Below are 14,998 nucleotides of genomic sequence, written 5' to 3'. Positions count from 1 at the left end.
CACCTCTACGTTCGGGTGGGGTCGCGGGGTTCGGGATCCGTCAGCCGACCACCGACCGCAGCGGCACCTTCGCGTCCCGCAACGCGCGTACCAGATCCCTGGCAAACGGGTGCTCGTCCATCTGGAGTCCCTGCGGGTTCGGGATCACCACGTACGCCGAACCGTCCTTCACGGACGCCCGGGCGTCGGCGGCGAAGCGTTCGACAGTCGCCTCCGCACGCGGCAGATCCGCCGCCGCCACCTGGATGGTGATCGGCCGCCACCCGCCGCCCAGGTCCGCCGCCACCGGCGCGGCGGCGGCGCTGGCGCGCGCCGCGTCGGTGCCCGGCGCGCGTCGGGCGTCCGGCGCGCCCGCCGGGTAGAGCAACGCGTTGGCCACCAGGTGCAGACCATTCTCGTTGTACGCCCGGAAGAGCGGATTGAACGCGAACAGCACCGCCCGACCCGCGCCGGTCGGCTCGTCGACGACGGCGGCCGTGCCCTTCAGTGTGTCCGCGCCGACGGTGTAGCCGTTGGCCCAGAACGTGTCGCCCGTCGGGTAGGTCAGCACGTTCGTCCCGGTGGTGCTCGGGTTGAGGATCGGGTCGCTGTTGTTGAACTCGAAGTCCTCCGCCGGGCGGCCCAGGGCGACCGGGTTGTCGGTGTCCACGTTGACGCGCAGGTGCGAGCCGATCACCAGGTAGTCTGCCGGTTTGGTCTTCTCCGTGGTGGACGTGAGGCCTGCGGCGCGGGCCAGTCGGGTGCCCTCGTTGCGCAGCCCGACGTAGGTGTGGCCCTGGGCGATCCAGTCGCGCAGGTTGGCCTGCCCGGCGGCGGTCAGACCGCCGGTCGGGTTGCTGCCGTCCGGCACCAGGAGCACGGTCCGGCCGGTGAACGCCTCGGTGTTGTCGTTGATGTCGGCGGTGGTGACCGGCTTCAGGTCCAGGCCCCACCGCTTGCCGAGCACGTACCGGGCCTCGCCGTGCGAGCCGGAGGTGGTGGAGATGCCGGTGCCCTGGAACAGCCCGACATCCGGCAGGCTGAGCCGGGTGCCGGTGGCCCGTCCGCCCGGGGTCAGGGTGACGCCGAGCGACTCGGCCAGGTCGTCGACCGTACGGCTCAACCTGGTCGCCGGCACGGCCACCGTGTTCGCCGCCAGGTCACGCGTCAACGGCACACCGCGCCCCAGCAGGGTGAACGTGAACTCCGCGGCGGCCGCCGAGTCCAGCTTGTACGTGTACGAGCCCCAGGGCCACGCCGGCGCGATCCGGCCGCCGGCGACCTTGCGGACCAGTTGCGCCTTCGGGCGGACGTTGTCGCCCGTGTAGATCGTGGACACGCCCATCAGCAGCGGGTTGCTCCAGGACGACACGTCGTAGAAGTAGGGGAACGGGACGTACGGGTCCTCGCCCATGATCGCCTGGATCCAGTGCTTCTGCGGCTGGTCCATCGGAATCCAGTACGCACCCTTGGGCACTGTCACGTTTGTGGCGCTGCGGCCGCCGAAGATCCGGGCGGTGGGCACCCGGGTCGGCTTCTGCACCTCGTACACCTCGACGTCCATGCGCCGGAGCCGCTCGACGAGCTGGCGGACGTCGGCGAGCTGCCGGTCCGGCAGCAGGAAGTACGAGCGGACCTTGATGTCCGGTACCGGGAACTGGACCTCGTTGGTGGGCTGCACCACCTCGTTGGGCTCCAGCGTGCCCGCCCTGCCCTGGGCCAGCGCGTCGGTCCAGATGTCGAAGTAGTCGCTCAGCACCTCGCGCTTGTTCGCGGCGGCCCACCCCAGCGTCGACCACTGGGTGTGGAACTGCTGCTGCACCCGGTCCGCGACAGCCGACGCGCTGCCCTTCTCGTACGTCATGCCGGCCGCCCCGAAGCCGGTGGTCGGCACGGTGTCGCCGTAGCCCATGAAGAACATGTCGTACGTGTCGTAGTTGAAGTAGCACTCGGTCGTGACGGTGTCGTCGCAGGCGCCGTTGTAGCCGAAGCCGGCCTTGTTGGCCTCGCCGATCCGGTTGATCCAGTCCACCGCCTCACCGGCGATCTCGTGGTGGATCGGGTCGGCGTTGGGCGGGAAGAAGTACTGCCGGCCACCCATCTCGTGGGCGTCGATGAACACCTGCGCCGGGTAGCGGCGCAGCAGTTCGAGCTTGCCGTCGGTCTCCTGCTGGGTACGGGCGAACCAGTCCCGGTTCATGTCGAAGCCGAACTCGTTCTGCCGTCGCGTCGCGTCCCGGCCGTCCGGGTTCTGCGTCGGCACGATCACGGTGACCAGGTTGTCGTTGCGCCGCGCGACCTCGCAGGACAGGCCGGCGGCCAACTCGTACAGCGTCTTGAGCGCGGCGTCGGTGCCGCTCTTCTCGCCGCCGTGCACGTTCGCGGTGACCCAGACGATGGCCGGGCTGTCCTTCGCCGTCCGGACGGCGGTCCGCGCGCTGGTCCGGCGCGGATCGCGCAGGTCCCGTACGTCGTCGACGATCTCGCGAAGCGCCGCCGGCCGCACGTTGCGTTCGGTGGACACCACCGCGTACGGCAGCGGCTGCCCGAGCACGCTCGTGGCCATCACGCCGGTGACGACGCGGTCCGAGGCGCTGTCGACGGCCCCCAGGTAGGTGCGGACCTCGTCGTTGGTGACGACCCGCTCCTGGCCCAGCCCGAGCGGGAAGCCGAGCACGGACTCCGGGGTGGGTACGCCGCTCAGCCGGGCGGTCGGGTCGGTGCTGCACCTCGATGGTGGGGCGGCGCTCGCGGCCGACGGGCCACCGAGCAGGGGCGTCATGCCGAGCAGGAGCGCGACGGTGGCGGCGCTCGCCAGCCGCTTCGGGGGGAGGGTCCAGAACGGACGCGACGATGGAGCCATGTCTCGGGTTCCCTTCTTGGGGGAAAGCCTCGCAGTGGCCGGAGCCTATGGACGGGCGGACGGGGTGGTCAAGCCTCTGATCGACTTCGGTGACTGCGGGGGATGCCGGCGCCGGGGTCGGCTGGCAGGATGGTGGCGTGACCCACTGTCATCGGGAAGGAGCGCACCGTGCCGGAGGCGATCACGCTCACGGTCCGTCCGGATCTTCCGTCCGCCGACGCCGAGCGTTCGCTGGCGTCCTGGCTGCGCGCCGACGACCGGCTGCGGGACGGGGTGACTCTCACACCTGATGAGGCGGGCGGGGGCGGCGCGGACGTGCTGCGGGTGGCGGTCGACGCGGGCGCCGCCATGATCCTGGTCCAGGCGGTCGCCGCCTGGCTGACCCATCGCCGCGACGACATGGCCGTGCAGCTCGATCGGGCCGACGGTTGGTCGGCCGACATGGACGTACACCAGGCTCGGGACATGGACCAGGTGACCGCGCTCATCGCCGAGGCGGTGCGCGCGGTCACCCCGGGGTAGCGGTCACCAGGTCGTCAGGCCCAGGCCGATCGTCTTGGTGAGCGTGGCGTTGTCGTCGTCGCCGTCGAGCGACCAGATCATCGCGCCACCCAGACCGGTACGGCGGATGTAGAGCGTCTTCTGCAGCACGACCGCCGGATCGTCGTACGTCCAGAACGTCGTACCGTCGAAGAGCCAGGCGTGCCCGGCGCGCAGGTCGCGGTGCACGGTGTAGCCGTTGCCGGCGAGGGTCTTGAGCTTCTTGTAGTCCTCGTACCCGGCCTCGAAGGTGGCCGGCGCGGGCGCGGCGGCCGGCCCGAAGAGGCCGTTGCCGCCGCCGGTGACGCCGGTCCAGCCGCGACCGTAGTAGGGGATGCCCAGGACGAGCTTCTGGCGCGGTGCCCCACGGGCGATCCAACCGTCGACGGCCACCTCGACGGAGAAGTCCGGGTTGTCCGGCGAGTCGGCCGGAACGCGCAGCGCGGACTGCTGGTTCGCCACCGCCTCCCAGCCGCCGTGGAAGTCGTACCCCTGCACGGTCGCGAAGTCCAGGTACTTGAAGATCTTGCGGCCCTCGTAGCCGGCGTCCATCGCGGCCGGGTTCGCTGGCAGGAAGGCGGTCAGCGGGTGGTGCGTGCGGGTCGTGCGCCCGTACGCGTCGAGCTGCCTGCGGAACTCGGCGAGCAGCTTGGTGAAGTTCTCCCGGTCCTGCGGGCGGATGACGTTGCCCGGCTCACCGTCCCAGTTCGGCCACTCCCAGTCCAGGTCGATGCCGTCGAAGACCCCGGCGGCGGCGCCCGGGGCGCCGGGGAGATCGCCCTTGAGGTAGAGGTCGATGCAGGACGCGACGAACGCCTTGCGGGAGGCGTCGGTGAGTGCGGCGTTCGAGAAGTACGTCGACCAGCTCCACCCGCCCAGCGAGATCAGCACCTTCAGGTCGGGGTGCTTGGCCTTGAGCTTGGCGAGCTGCCCGAAGTTGCCGTTGAGCGCCTGGCCGGGGGCGTCGGCGACCCCGTCGACGCTCTCCTCGGCCGGGACGGGACGCTGGTAGTCGGCCCAGGCGTCGCCCTCGCCCGGCCCACCGTCCAGGTAGCAGCGTCCGTCCTCGCTGACGTTGCCGAAGGCGTAGTTGAGGTGGGTGAGGCGGCTCGCCGCACCTGAGGTTTCGAGCTTCTTGACCGGGAAGGCGCGGCCGTAGATGCCCCACTGGGTGAAGTAGCCGACCCGGTGGTAGCCGGCCCGGTCGGGTTTGGCGCCCGCGCCCGCGCTCGCGGCAGCGGGCGGAGCGGCGGTGATCAGCAGAGTCGCCAGGGCGACGACTGCGGTGAGACGGCGGTGGCGGAGTTGTCGCATCGGCACACTCCCAGGAGGCTCAAACAGAATTAGTAAAGAGACTTATCTGATTGATGAAGCTAAGCCGACCACCGTCCGCGGTCAAGGGCCGCCCAGCCGCACGGAGGATTGTGAACGCGTTACCCGGTGGTAACGATGTTGTGCCATGGACTCCGCCCTGACCCTGATCGGTCTGCCCATCGCCCTCGGCGTCATCATGCTCGGTCTGGGTCTCGGACTGACCATCGCGGACTTCCGCCGGGTCGGCCAGCACCCGAGAGCCGCCGTCATCGCGCTGGTGTGCCAGGTGCTCGTGCTGCCGGCGCTCTGCTTCGCCCTGGTGCTCGCCTTCGACCTGGCACCGGAACTGGCCGTCGGCATGATGCTGCTGGCCGCCTCGCCGGGCGGCACGACGGCCAACCTCTACAGTCACCTCTTCGGCGGCCACGTCGCCCTGAACATCACCCTGACCGCCATCAACTCGGTGCTCGCCGTGGTCACCCTGCCGATCCTGGTCAACCTGTCGGCGGCGTACTTCCTGCCCGACGGCCGGAGCATCGGCCTCCAGTTCGACAAGGTGGTGCAGGTCTTCGCCATCGTGCTCGTCCCGGTCGCCCTCGGCATGCTGATCCGGGCCCGGCTGCCGCACGTCGCCGAACGCCTGAACCGGCCCGTACGCGTCCTGTCCGTCATCGTGCTCGTCGCCGTGATCGCCGGGGCCGTGCTCGGCGAACGCGAGAACATCGCCGACTACTTCGTCTCGGTCGGTCTGGCCGTGCTCGCGTTCAACCTGCTGAGCCTCGCCATCGGGTACGGGGTTCCCCGGCTCGCCGGAGTCGACCGCAGCGCCGCCACGGCCGCCGGATTCGAGATCGGCATCCACAACAGCACCCTGGCCATCACCATCGCGCTCAGCCCCGCGTTGCTCAACAGCACGCAGATGGCCATCCCGGGCGCGGTCTACGGCATCGTCATGTTCTTCACCGCGGCGGCCTTCGGCCTCCTGGTCACCCGCGTCGGCAGCCGGTCCGCGCCCGCCCTGACGCCCTGACGCCGACGGTCAGGGCGTCGACCGCACCCTCAGCCGACCTGGCTGTTGTCCTTGAGCGAACCCCATCCGTGCCAACGGTCGATCTCGATCAGGGCGCTGACCCGGGCCCGCTCCCGGCGCGGGTACGCGTTCCCCGTGTAGTGCCGCGACAACCGGTCGATGTCCGCCAGATCCTCGTCGGCGCGCAGCTCGGCGACGTGCCCGATGATGCTGACGTGGGTGTACCAGCCGGCCTCGTCCAACACGGTCAGGGACACCCGTGGATCGTTGCGGACGTGCTCCAGCCGGCGGCGGCTCTCGTCCATGTTCACCAGGATCCGGCCGTCCTCCCACAGGTACCACGTGGCGGCGGACACCGGCTGACCACCGTTGCGAAGCGTGGTCATGACCGCCGGGTTCGGCTTCCGCAACATCTCGACCGCGGCCTCGGGAAGCGGTGGCTTGGACATGGGCGTCTCCTCCTCGCGTAACGGTTTACCCCTGCACGTTACGCACCCGCTCCCGCAGACGGGATTCGAACTTCCGGAGCCGCTCGGAGCGCCACGCCCCTGGACGAGGCTGATGTTCGGCGGCAGCCCTCTTGTGCGCCGTCCGGTCCCGCCGGAGAGGATGGGGTCATGACCGATCCCGCACTTCCCGTACGTGTCGTCGTCACCGGCGCCACCGGCAAACTCGGCCGCGCCGTCGTCGCGCACCTGCGCGGTGTGGGCGTCGACGTCCTCGCCGTCGACCGCGCCGGCGGACGCGACCCCCGCGACGTGGACGGCGAGTTCCTTCAGGTCGACCTGACGGACTACGGGCAGGTGGTGGAGGCGTTCACCGGCGGCGCGGACGAGCACGCCGGCGGGATCGAGGCGGTCGTGCACCTGGCGGCCGTGCCGGCGCCCGGGCTGATGTCGAACGCGACCACGTTCGCCAACAACTCCGCAGCCACGTACAACGTGTTCGCCGCCGCCCGGGCGGCCGGGATCAAGAGGGTCGTCTGGGCGTCCAGCGAGACGGTCCTCGGGCTGCCGTTCGACAGCCCACCGCCGTACGCCCCGGTGGACGAGGAGTACGCGCCGCGCCCCGAGTCGACGTACTCGTTGAACAAGGCTCTTGAGGAGGAGATGGCGCGGCACTTCTGCCGTTGGGACCCGGAGCTGGTCATGGTGGGTCTGCGCTTCTCCAACGTGATGGACGTCGAGGACTACGCCCCGTTCCCCTCCTTCGACGCCGACCCGACGCTGCGCCGGTGGAACCTGTGGGGCTACATCGACGCCCGGGACGGGGCCCAGGCGGTGCGGCGGGCGCTCGCGTACGACCGGCCCGGCGCGGACGTCTTCATCGTCGCCAACGCCGACACCGTCATGACCCGCTCCAGCGCCAGCCTGATGGCCGAGGTGTACCCGGGCGTCGAGATCCGCAGGGAGCTGGGCGAGCACGAGACGCTGCTCAGCATCGACAAGGCCCGCCGGGTGCTGGGGTACGAGCCGCAGCACTCCTGGCGCGACCATGTCTAGGTTCGGTCAGCGCGCCGCCTGGTAGGCGCGGCCCACGGCGGTCGCCTCGCTGCCCGTGCGGAAGAGGCCGGTCTGGTCCTTGTCCGTCGCCGGCAGGCCGAACCAGGCGTACCGGTGCAGCCAGGACAGGCCGCCCAGCATCCGGGTCGCCGCGGTGAGGAACGCGGCCTGCTGTGCCTGGGTCGGGAAGCGTACGCCGTCGGAGAAGTCGATCAGCGCGAACTCGGTGAGCCAGATCGGCAGCCGGTACCGGTCGTGCACGGCCTGGAGGTACGACCGCAGCTGGTTGACGGCGTTCGCGGTGGTGAAGTCGCCGCCGTACCAGTGCAGGGCGATGAAGTCGACCCGGTAGCCGCGCTGCTTCGCGCCGGTCATGAACCGGTCGAGCCACCCACCCGGCCGGTCGCCGCCCCACGCCACGGCGGGGCTGCCCAGGGTCAGGCCGGTGGCCTCCAGCCGCGGCCACAGCTCCAGTGCCTGCTCCACGCTCATGTTCGCCTGACCGCCCATGTCCGGCTCGTTGAACCCGAGCAGCTGGCGGCCGTTCTTGCCGGCCTGTTGCAGGTTGCCGGCGGTGACGCTCTTCGCACCCCAGATCATCGGGACGAACTCGGCGTCCGTCGGGCTGGTGACGCCCGGGTGGGCGACGTCCCAGGTGTAGTACCACCTCGCCCCGGAGCTGGCCAGCGCCTGGTCGACGCCGTCGAAGGTCCACACCCCGACGCCCTTGCGCCCGGACGTCGCCGTGGATGCCACCGCGCCGGGCGGGCGGCCGGCCGTCGACTTCGCCGTAGTCGGCGTCGCCGTCGGGGTCACCGCCGCCGTGCCCGCCGTCGCGGCGGGCGTGGTCGGCGCGGGTGGGACGGACACCGGCCGGGTGGGCGGCGGGTCGAGCGCCTGCGTCGCGGCCGGGGCCGGCGGGGGACCGGCGGGCTGGACCACCACGATCACCCCGGCCACGAGTACGGCGACCACGACGGCGACGGTGAACGGCCACAGCAGACGCGGTCCCCGTCGCCGTTTCGCGTGGACGCCCCGGGCCGCCCTCGCGGCGTCCGCCTCACCCGGGTTGGTTGCGCGCATCGTCTCGACTCCTCGGTTCGGTGTTCTCATTCCGGTCTGCGGGCTGGTGGATCAACGCCCTCCCCTCAGGAGACCGGCGGTTCGCGTCGGGATAACGGTTTCTGGTGCCGTCCCGGGCTACCGTCGGCGTCCATGGTGCGGTTCGTGCCCGCTGGTGGCCGTGAAGACGGTCGCCACAACGTGAGGGAGTGCTCGGATGAACTGGACGCTGGAAGTGGTGGTCGTGCCGGTCTCGGACGTGGACCGGGCCAAGGAGTTCTACGCCGACCAGCTTGGCTTCGCCGTCGACCATGACACCGTCATCAGCGACGAGGCGCGGATCGTGCAGCTGACCCCACCCGGCTCGGGCTGCTCGGTCGTGATCGGCAGGGGAGTGGTGCCCGACATGCCGCCCGGGTCGCTCAAGGGGCTGCAACTGGTGGTGCCCGACCTGCAGAAAGCTCGTGCCGAGCTGGTGGAACGTGGTGTCGAGGTCAGCGAGATCCAGGTGCTGGGAGCCAACCCGCGCCCGGTCCCGGACCCGTTGGACAACGTGGGATTCATCTTCTTCACCGACCCGGACGGCAACGCCTGGGCGGTGCAGCAGATCTCCAGTCGGGCCTGAAGTCGGGCCGCTGTCCCGCATACCTGCCGAGATCGTCGACTTCCCCGATAAAATCGCTCGAAAGGGACGAGGCGGCGAGGAGGCTCGGGGCGATGATGCGCGCCGGGATGCGCGGCCTCGGCGACAGCCGGAGCCCGCGCTCGGCGACCGTCCTGGAACTGCTGTTCGACATCGTCTACGTGTTCGCGCTCGCCCGCCTCGCCGGGCGGGTCGCGGACGACCTGACAATCGTCAGGCACACACTCCTGTCGGAGGCCGGCCAGACGCTGCTGTTCTTCACGGCGATGTGGATGATCTGGTCCCTGAACGCCCTGCTGGCCAGCACCTACGACCCCCGGCGCGCCGATCTCCAGGTCGTCCTGCTGGCCACCATGTTCGGTACGTTGGTGCTGGCCGTCTCGTTGCCGCAGGCGTTCGGGCAGCGCGGCGTGATCTTCGCGGCCACGTACGTGATCATCCAGACCGGCAGACCGCTCTACCTGTCGTACGCCCTGCGGGGTCACCCCGGCCACGCGTTCGCGATCCGGGTGCTGAGCTGGCATGTGGCGTCCGGCGTGCTGTGGATCGGTGGCGGCATCAGCGGAGGTCTCGGCCGTGGGATCTTCTGGTCCCTCGCGCTCGCCCTCGAACTGGTCGGCGCGTCCACCAACTGGCCCGTGCCCCGGTTCGGCCGTGAACCGATCAGCAGCAGGGTCACCGTCTCGCAGGAGCACCTCGCCGAGCGGTACAACCAGTTCTTCATGATCGCGCTCGCCGAGGTGGTGCTCGAAGCCGGCGCCGCCGTGAGCTTCCCGGGTTTCTCGGTCGAGCGGACCGTCACCCTCGTCGCCGCCTTCGTGGCGACCGTCTCGTTCTGGCGGATCTACTTCTACCATGTCGGGCCCGGCCGGCACGCCACCTCCAGCGCCGCCGGGGACGGGATCCGGCTGTCCCGCTGGGCGAGCTACAGCCTGCTGTTCATCGTCGGTGGCATCATCTGCACCGCCGTCGGCTTCGGACAGATCATCGAGGATCCGCATCCGCCGATCGACTGGGCCCTGGTGGTCATCATCTTCGGCGGTCCGGTGCTGTTCCTGATCGGGCGCAGCTACCTGGAGGTGGCGACCCCCGACGCACCGCACTGCCGGATGCTGTACATCGGCGCACTGGTGCTGGCCGTGGCGGCGGTGCCCACGGTGTTCCTCCCGCCGGTCGCCGTGGCCAGCACCGCGGCGCTGATCCTGGCCGTGATCGCGGTCCTCGACGGGCAGGCCCACCAACGCGGCGCGGAGACCAACCCGACGCTGTGAGCCGGGCCGACAAAACCGGTCCCGCCCGGGTAGGGTGTCGGGCACGCCATCGAGCCGAGAGGAGGTCAGAACAATGTCCGATGTTCTGCGCCCCCTCCGCGCCCCGGCGTCCGCGCGGATCTGACCCGGGGCGCTCGCCTCCCGGAGGATCAACCCATGACCGACGTGGTCATCCGTCCGCTCGTCGCGGGCGAGGAAAATCTGTTCGACTCGATGCCCGATCCACTGCCGCAGCTGCGGCAGGTCGCGTACGCCGACGGGATCGCCGGTGGCGGCTACCGGCCCGAGACCACCTGGGTCGCCCTGCGGGCCGGCCGGGTGGTCGCCCGGGCGGCCTGGCTCCTCCCACCGGGAGCCGTCGGCGCCCCCTGGCTGGAGCGTTTCGACCTGGACGCCGAACCGGAGGTGGGGGCCGAGCTGCTGCGCGCCGCCCACGAGGCGCGTGGTGGCCCCGCCCGGTACTACGCCGCCCTGCCGGCGCACTGGCGGCGCCGACCGGAGGTGCTCGCCGTGGTCCGGGCACCGATGGCGGCGGCCCGCCTCGCCGGCCTGGTCGAGCGGGGCGAACGGCTCCGGTGCTCCTGGACGGGCACACCCCTGCCCGCGTCCTCCGGCCGGTACGACTTCCGTCCGCCGGTCGACGCGGCGGAGATCAACGAGTTGGTCGCCCGGATCGCCGAGCCGGACGTGCTGACCGGCGCCGAGATCGCCCGGACGGTCGGCGGCGTCGACCTGGCCACCGACCCGCTTGCCTGGCTCGGCGAGACGGTGCGGGGATGGCGCGTCGCCCTGGCCGCCGGTGAACCGGCCGGCCTGGTCGGTACCGCCGGGGACGCCTGCTACCCGCTGCTGGCCTATCTCGGCCTGCTCGACGAGGCCGCCCGACCCGAGCTGCTGGCCGAGGCGGTCCGGGTGCTCGCCGACGGCGGCGCCCGCGAGGTGATCGCCGACGTGGACGCCCACCGGGTGGCGGTGCTGGCGGAGCTGGAACGGACGGGCTTCCGGCAACTGCGCGCGCGGGTGTTGTTCGCGCCGGCCGACGAGGGCTGACCCGTCGGGGTGCGCCCTGTCACGAGGGCGCACCCCTGGACCGGCCGGCCCCTCGTCCGCTGCCAGGATCTGAGCCATGCCGGAGATCATCGCCCTCGTCGTCGGCTTCCTGGCGCTGCTCGTGGCGTCGGTCGCGGGGCTGTACCTCTGGCCGCTGGACCGCCGGCATCCCCTCGGCACGTCGGGGCGGCACCTCGACTTCGCCGACGCCGTACGCGCCGCGCAGACCGTCATGGCGGCCGACGCCGGCGACCCGCAGGTCCGACCGGAGTCCCGCAGCCGCCTGCTGAGCCACGGCCGCCGGACCGGCCGGGCCGTGCTGCTGCTGCACGGCTACACGCTCGCGCCCGAGCAGTACGACGAACTGGCCCGGGACTTCCACGACCGCGGCTACAACGTCTGGATCCCACGCGCCCCCCGGCACGGCACCGTGGACCGGCGAGCCCACCACCGCGTCCGCGCCGCCGAGCTGACCGCGTACGCCGACGAGGCCCTGCGCGTCGCGGCGGGCCTCGGGGACGAGGTGGGTGTCGTGGGCATCTCCGGCGGGGCGGTGCTGGCCGCCCGGCTCGCGCAGGTCCACGCCGGCGTCGTACGGCATCTGCTGCTGCTGTCGCCGTTCTTCGGCCCGAACCCGCGCCAGGCGCCGGCGTTCGCGGTCCGACCGCTGATCGTCCTGTACGGGCGTCGCCTCCTGCCCGACCGCGTCACCTCACGCGGCTACTCCCTCGCCGCCGTCACCCAGTACCTGACGATCGCGCGTGGCCTTCCGAGGCCGGCGCGTCCGACCGGTCTGCGGAGCGCGGCGGTCGCGATCAGCCCGCTCGACGCCGTGGTGGACCCGATCGCGGCGGTGACCGTGGCGCGTCGGATCGCCGACGCGAACGACGTCCCGCTGCGGGTGCACACGCTGCCCGAAGCGTTGGGTGTCGGCCACAACACCCTCGACCTCGCGGCCCTCGGTGCGCGGGGTGACGAGCTGCGCCGACGGTACGTCGCGCTCTACGAGGGGGAGCCGGCGCAGGCCGCCGCTGCCACCGGGCCGTGACCATCGGGTACGACCCGGGCGAGCCCTCGCGGCCACCACCCCCTGTACGGGTCGTGGCCGCGGGGCCGGCCGCGTGCCCCGAGGGTGGCGGCGGGTGTGGGACGGCATGCTGGCCGGGATGGGCATCGAGTCGTTGCCGCCCGAGGCACGCGAGGTCGTGACCACCGCGACCGACCCCCGGCCGGACCTGCTGCTGGGCTACTGGGACGAGATCCTGCACGGATCCGACGCGGCGCCACGACCTGCGGTCCATCCGGGAGCGGGGGATCCCCTACCGCTGGGTGACCTCGTCGGAGCCGCCGGCCCGCTACCTGAATTGGCTGACCGACGCCCTGCCGGAGGTCATGGTGACGGTGCTGCCCGGTGGCCACTTCCCGCACCTCCCGGAGCCGGCGACGATCGCCCGGCTGCTGGCGACCGGCTGAGCCGAAGACCGACCCCGACGGCAGCGCTGTTCGGCGGTCGGATCACGCGTTGACAGACCTCGACACCGGCGACGTCCGGTGTTCCGCCAGCCCGGGCGTCGCAGGCGTTCAGGCCGGCCGCCTACCAGGCGCCGGTGGGCGGTCGAGCTGGTCGAGGCGTGCGAGGTCGGCGTTGCCGCTCCGGACGACGGCGGTGGCCATCGCGGCGGTGCCCGGGTGGACACCACCCTGCTGCTCGGCGGCGGCGACCCGGACCGACTGCGCGAGGTGCGCCCGCAGGTGCGCGGCCAGCAGACGGTGAAAGGCCGTGCCGTTGGCCGAGCGCAGCGCGGCCAACCCATCAGCGGTGATCATGCCGGGCATGTCGTGACCCTCGTGCGGGTTCGTCGTCGGCGCGCCCGCGCCGGCCAGAAGCCGGCGGGATCGTTCCAGGTTGGCGCTGCTGCCGGTGCGCATCTGCGCGGCCAGGCGCCGCCACGCGGGGTCGGTGGTGTGGGTCGGCACCAGGTCCAGTACCGGAAGCAGCCGCTGCGCCATCGCCGCCGTCAGTTGCAGCCACGCGGTGTCGGTGGCGCTGAACGCTCCGGTGGCACCCGTGGCCGACGCCGTCGACCCGATGCCCGTGGACGGTCCGGCGCTGATGTCGGGTGCCGGTGTGCTGTCGGCGCTGATGTCGGCTCCCGGCGCGCCGGCTGCGCAGCCGGCGACGAGGAGAGCCGCCATGAGTAGTGCGGGCGTTGCGGCGATGGCTCGCATGCGGACTCCTTCCGCCCGAGGCGGCGGGCCCGGCATGACCGGACCCGCCGCCGGGGATGCGACGGCTCAGATCGGGCGGCCGTCGTGCCCGCACTTGATGACCGGGCGGATGCAGTCCTGGACGCGCCGGGCCATCTCCGCGACCGGCCAGGCGTTGAAGAAGTCGCCATGCATCGTGTAACCCGGCCCGGAGGCCAGCCGGAAGTGCGACGGGTCACCGTTGACCGGGTACCGCAGCACCTGGCGCAACTTCGGCACGTGCACCGGGTGGGTGCTCGGGCAGGCCTGGTTCACCGGGTACGCCAGGTGGCTCTTGTGGTCCGGCGAGTCCAGGTCCCGACCGTTCCAGCACTGCGGGAAGTCCAGGTACGACTCCAGCATCGTGCCGGCCGGGCAGTTGACGAAGTCCTTCGACGGCGGCACCTGCCCGGCGTGCAGGCAGGACCAGCGGGCGATGCTGTCGCCCGAACCGGTGGCCCGGGCGTTGCCCGCGACGAGCCGGAGCCCCTGCGGGAAGGGCTGGGTGTTGGCGACCACGTCGGCGCGTACGCCCTCGCCCAGGTAGTAGAACGTGGCGATGGCCGGCTCCACCGCGACGTTGTCCCGGTACAGGGTCGGAACCCAGTACGACGAGACGTCCACCCGGGGGTTGCAGGTGCTGGTGGAGTTCACCAGGTCGGGGAGCGTGGTGCGGGCGTTCGTGACCGTGCTGCCGAAGAAGCTGTGCATGTGCGAGGCCCCGGGCAGCCCGGGAAAGACGATCGGGTCGTCCGGCAGTCGGTGGCTGTACGTGCAGTCGGCGGGGAACTCGGCGACCCGGATGACGTTCGCGACCGGGGCGGCGTCGGCCCGGTCGATGGTGGAGACCAGGTACGTGCCGAGCAGCGCCAGTAGGGCGCCGATCGCCGTGGCGAGGCGCAGTCGGCGGGGGATGCCGGATAGGGGTGCGGCCCTGTCCATCTTGGGACTCCTGTCGGGAGGACGGGTCAGGGACAGCTCCGGTGCCGCCGCCGAAAGCAGCGGAGTGTCCTGGCCAGACGTGGTGGTGGCCTGTTGAGCCCGAGGTAAGAGAGCGCTCTCTCTCCGTCCAGGTTCACCCTTATGTCGATCCTTGTCAATACGTGCCGCAGTTGGCGGAAATGACGACGAAGGGCCGGACCCTTTCGGGTCCGGCCCTTTCGCGTTGGTGTGTGCTGGTGGTCAGTTGGTGGCGTAGCCGCGGGTGGCGATCCAGTCGGCGAGGTGCTCGACGGTGATCCAGTAGGAGGCGGTGTTCGGGTTGGCGGAGTCGGCGATCTTCACCGTCTGGCCGTTGTCGCGGTAGCCGACGACGCTGATGTAGTGCCCGCCCTCGAAGGAGTGCACGGCGCCGTCGGTGTCGGTGGTGGTGCCGGCGATGTTGGCGACCACGGCGCGGCCTTGGTCGACGGTCTTGACGATGTCGGCGCGCAGGGTGTCGGTCTGCTTGTCGTCGGCGGCGGGGGTGGAGATTTCCACCGACCGGTAGGCGTCGTT

Annotated in this window: 15 protein-coding genes; 8 read left to right on the top strand and 7 right to left on the bottom strand. The window is 71.4% G+C overall.

Annotated features, from left to right (window positions below; all coding sequences use genetic code 11):
- Positions 1 to 40 precede the first annotated feature (40 nt).
- Positions 41 to 2,842: a M14 family zinc carboxypeptidase gene (locus ABZS77_RS26525; RefSeq protein WP_354828139.1), complete on the bottom strand. Its 2,802-nt coding sequence runs from the start codon at positions 2,840 to 2,842 to the stop codon at positions 41 to 43.
- A gap of 168 nt (positions 2,843 to 3,010) precedes the next feature.
- Here ABZS77_RS26525 and ABZS77_RS26520 point away from each other — a divergent pair, with 168 nt between their 5' ends.
- Positions 3,011 to 3,364, top strand: a complete 354-nt coding sequence (locus ABZS77_RS26520) for a hypothetical protein (RefSeq protein WP_354828137.1) — start codon at positions 3,011 to 3,013, stop codon at positions 3,362 to 3,364.
- Positions 3,365 to 3,367: 3 nt separating this feature from the next.
- Here the strand turns inward: ABZS77_RS26520 and ABZS77_RS26515 are convergent, their stop codons facing one another.
- Positions 3,368 to 4,696 carry a glycoside hydrolase family 18 protein gene (locus ABZS77_RS26515; protein ID WP_354828134.1) on the bottom strand — a complete coding sequence of 443 codons (1,329 nt, stop codon included), beginning with the start codon at positions 4,694 to 4,696 and terminating at the stop codon, positions 3,368 to 3,370.
- A 145-nt stretch (positions 4,697 to 4,841) separates the two neighbouring features.
- On the opposite strand from ABZS77_RS26515, the gene ABZS77_RS26510 reads away from it, so the two are divergent.
- Positions 4,842 to 5,726 (top strand): bile acid:sodium symporter family protein, encoded by an 885-nt coding sequence (locus tag ABZS77_RS26510; protein WP_354828131.1) that lies wholly within the window; start codon positions 4,842 to 4,844, stop codon positions 5,724 to 5,726.
- A gap of 29 nt (positions 5,727 to 5,755) precedes the next feature.
- On the opposite strand, the gene ABZS77_RS26505 is transcribed toward ABZS77_RS26510, so the two are convergent.
- Positions 5,756 to 6,175: a PPOX class F420-dependent oxidoreductase gene (locus ABZS77_RS26505; protein ID WP_354828129.1), complete on the bottom strand. Its 420-nt coding sequence runs from the start codon at positions 6,173 to 6,175 to the stop codon at positions 5,756 to 5,758.
- Positions 6,176 to 6,343: 168 nt separating this feature from the next.
- Between ABZS77_RS26505 and ABZS77_RS26500 the strand changes: the two genes are divergently transcribed.
- The gene (locus ABZS77_RS26500) at positions 6,344 to 7,228 is read left to right on the top strand and encodes an NAD(P)-dependent oxidoreductase (RefSeq protein ID WP_354828126.1); all 885 of its coding nucleotides are present in this window, start codon (positions 6,344 to 6,346) and stop codon (positions 7,226 to 7,228) included.
- Between the two features lie 6 nt (positions 7,229 to 7,234).
- Here ABZS77_RS26500 and ABZS77_RS26495 read toward each other — a convergent pair whose 3' ends face one another.
- The gene (locus tag ABZS77_RS26495; protein ID WP_354828124.1) at positions 7,235 to 8,311 is read right to left on the bottom strand and encodes a glycoside hydrolase family protein; all 1,077 of its coding nucleotides are present in this window, start codon (positions 8,309 to 8,311) and stop codon (positions 7,235 to 7,237) included.
- A 196-nt stretch (positions 8,312 to 8,507) separates the two neighbouring features.
- Between ABZS77_RS26495 and ABZS77_RS26490 the strand changes: the two genes are divergently transcribed.
- The 5 genes from ABZS77_RS26490 to ABZS77_RS26470 all read left to right on the top strand — a co-directional run bounded on the left by ABZS77_RS26490 (position 8,508) and on the right by ABZS77_RS26470 (position 12,727).
- Entirely contained in the window at positions 8,508 to 8,915 is a 408-nt protein-coding gene (locus ABZS77_RS26490) for a VOC family protein (RefSeq protein ID WP_354828122.1), read from the top strand.
- 92 nt (positions 8,916 to 9,007) lie between these two features.
- Positions 9,008 to 10,204 carry a low temperature requirement protein A gene (locus ABZS77_RS26485; protein ID WP_354828120.1) on the top strand — a complete coding sequence of 399 codons (1,197 nt, stop codon included), beginning with the start codon at positions 9,008 to 9,010 and terminating at the stop codon, positions 10,202 to 10,204.
- Positions 10,205 to 10,360: 156 nt separating this feature from the next.
- A complete protein-coding gene (locus tag ABZS77_RS26480) occupies positions 10,361 to 11,254 on the top strand; it encodes an acetyltransferase (RefSeq protein WP_354828118.1) in 894 nt (297 codons plus the stop codon).
- A 76-nt stretch (positions 11,255 to 11,330) separates the two neighbouring features.
- Complete coding sequence (locus ABZS77_RS26475; protein WP_354828115.1) at positions 11,331 to 12,302, top strand: alpha/beta fold hydrolase; 972 nt, start codon at positions 11,331 to 11,333, stop codon at positions 12,300 to 12,302.
- A 281-nt stretch (positions 12,303 to 12,583) separates the two neighbouring features.
- The gene (locus tag ABZS77_RS26470) at positions 12,584 to 12,727 is read left to right on the top strand and encodes a hypothetical protein (protein ID WP_354828112.1); all 144 of its coding nucleotides are present in this window, start codon (positions 12,584 to 12,586) and stop codon (positions 12,725 to 12,727) included.
- A 108-nt stretch (positions 12,728 to 12,835) separates the two neighbouring features.
- Here ABZS77_RS26470 and ABZS77_RS26465 read toward each other — a convergent pair whose 3' ends face one another.
- From ABZS77_RS26465 to ABZS77_RS26455, 3 genes are all read right to left on the bottom strand, one after another.
- A complete protein-coding gene (locus ABZS77_RS26465; RefSeq protein WP_354828108.1) occupies positions 12,836 to 13,483 on the bottom strand; it encodes a DUF305 domain-containing protein in 648 nt (215 codons plus the stop codon).
- Between the two features lie 66 nt (positions 13,484 to 13,549).
- Positions 13,550 to 14,443: a DUF1996 domain-containing protein gene (locus tag ABZS77_RS26460; protein WP_354828106.1), complete on the bottom strand. Its 894-nt coding sequence runs from the start codon at positions 14,441 to 14,443 to the stop codon at positions 13,550 to 13,552.
- A 240-nt stretch (positions 14,444 to 14,683) separates the two neighbouring features.
- Positions 14,684 to 14,998: C39 family peptidase (locus ABZS77_RS26455; protein WP_354828104.1), on the bottom strand; the 315-nt coding region annotated here is incomplete at its 5' end.

Source organism: Micromonospora sp. NPDC005298 (assembly GCF_040607375.1).
In the GTDB taxonomy this organism is placed as follows: Bacteria; Actinomycetota; Actinomycetes; order Mycobacteriales; family Micromonosporaceae; genus Micromonospora.
Note: the sequence above shows the minus strand (reverse complement) of the source record. Positions and strands in the feature narration are given on the sequence as shown.